General features: G+C 75.0%; 2 protein-coding genes and 1 pseudogene. All 3 read left to right on the forward strand.

Annotation, left to right across the window (positions count from 1 at the left end; genetic code table 11):
• Positions 1-249, forward strand: a pseudogene (locus J7E22_RS17795) (NTP pyrophosphohydrolase); the annotation flags it as partial.
• Between the two features lie 159 nt (positions 250-408).
• The gene (locus J7E22_RS16940; protein WP_214983014.1) at positions 409-1,155 is read left to right on the forward strand and encodes a phosphotransferase enzyme family protein; all 747 of its coding nucleotides are present in this window, start codon (positions 409-411) and stop codon (positions 1,153-1,155) included.
• A 111-nt stretch (positions 1,156-1,266) separates the two neighbouring features.
• On the forward strand, positions 1,267-1,909 hold a 643-nt coding region (locus tag J7E22_RS16945), incomplete at its 3' end, for a DNA glycosylase AlkZ-like family protein (protein WP_214983015.1).

Genomic DNA, 1,909 nt, shown 5'->3' on the forward strand with positions numbered 1-1,909 from the left:
CCGGACGCTGGGGCTCCTGGCGCAGCGCGTCCGGACGGGATCGGTGCCGGTGGGCTCGGGACCGGAGCGGTGGACGTCGTCCGGGCGCCCGGCTCGGGCGACGACGCGATCGTCGACGCCGCACGGGCCGCGGTCGAGGACGGTGACGGTCCGGTGTTGGTCGTGACGGCGGACCGTGCGCTCCGTGCCCGCGTGGAGGCGGTCGGTGCCGGCGTGCGCGGCCCGAGTTGGCTCCGCGCGCAGCACTGAGCCCGGAGCAGCAGCGCTCCGTCCTGACCGGCGGCCCTGCGCCCTGACGCGGGGCGTCATCCGCGGGCCGCGGGCGTGTCCGTTGTGCGGCGTTCCGGGGTCTCCGCCGATACGCTGGCGGGCACGTCAACGGAGACGTACTGATTCAGGAGGTTCCCGATGGAGCGGATCACCAGGGCCGACGACCGTGTCCACCGCCCGGCCGGCCCGTGGACACCCACCGTGCACCGGTTGCTCGCGCACCTGCACGAACAGGGATTCGTCGCGGCGCCGGAACCCATCGCACTCGGCGACAGCCTCGAGACCGTGTCGTTCGTGCCCGGCGAGGCGGGCGAGTACCCGTGGACCGAGGACGTCGGGAGCGAGGCCGCGCTCGTCACGAGCGCCCGGCTGCTCCGGCACTTTCACGACGCCGCGTCGTCGTTCGCGCGGGACCCGTCGCGTGACGTGTGGTCGCAGGCCGAGCGGGCGCCCGTCGAGACGATCGTGCACGGTGACTTCGCCCCGTACAACTGCGTGTACGACGGCATCGCCGCGGTCGGGCTCATCGACTTCGACACCGCCCACCCCGGACCGCGGGTGTGGGACGTTGCGAGCGCCGTGTACCGGTTCGCCCCGTTCACGACCGGGATCGTCGAAGGGGTCACCGCGCCGACCCTGGACGAGCGGCTCGAGCGGGCGGCGGAGTTCTGCCGGGCGTACGACCTCGACGACCGGTCCCGCTCGGTGCTCGCCGACACGATGGTGGCGTCCCTCGTCGCGCTCGTGACGACGATCGAGACCGAGGCCGCCGCCGGGAACCCGAAGTTCGTCAGCGACCTGGAGCACGGCCACGCCGACCTGTACCGGGCCGACGTGGCGTACCTCGAGCAGCACGCCGCGGAGATCGCCGCCGCCGTCGCCTGACGCGGGCGATGCCGGTGCCGGCTGGGGCAGGTGCGAGCGCGCGCGTGACGGTTCGGGCGCTGGTGCGGGCGCGAGCGCGCGGGTGACGGCGGGGTCGGGCATGCTGACGGCATGACGATCACGGCGACGCAGCTCCGCTCGATGCGGCTCGCCGCACAGGGCATCGGCCGCACCGGCGCCGGCCCCACCGACGCCGTCGGACACATGCTCGCCGTGCAGGGGCAGGATCTCGGGCAGGTGCTCTGGGCGATCGGGGTCCGCGCGCCGGGGTCCGATCGTGACGACGTCCGGGCGGCGTTCGACCGCGGCGAGGTCGTCCGGTCGTGGCCGATGCGCGGCACGCTGCACGCGATGCGGCCGGACGACCTGCGACTGCTGCTCTCCCTGACCGCGGACCGGACTGTCCGTGCACTCGCTCGGCGCGAGGCCCAACTCGGTATCGACGAACCACTCCTCGGCACGGCGCGGGACGTCGCCGTCCGGGTGCTGGCCGGCCGGAACGCGCTCGTCCGGGACGACCTGTTCGCGCACTGGCAGGCCGCCGGGATCGATCCCACGGCCGGCCGCGGCTACCACCTGCTGCTCCGGCTCTCGCAGGAGGGCCTCGTCGCGTGGGGTCCGACGGCGCGGGTCGGCCAGGGCATCGTGCTCCTCGACGAGTGGGCGCCCGCGCGCGCCGACGTCCCGGACCGCGACGAGGCCCTCCGCCGGGTGCTCGTCGGACACCTGCGGGGGCGGGGCCCGGCGACCGAGG

Source organism: Curtobacterium sp. ISL-83, from assembly GCF_018613895.1.
Classification (GTDB): domain Bacteria; phylum Actinomycetota; class Actinomycetes; order Actinomycetales; family Microbacteriaceae; genus Curtobacterium.

Coding starts and splice junctions, on each gene's coding strand:
- J7E22_RS16940 (WP_214983014.1), top strand. CDS start 409: ATGGAGCGGATCACCAGGGCCGACGACCGTGTCCACCGCCCGGCCGGC.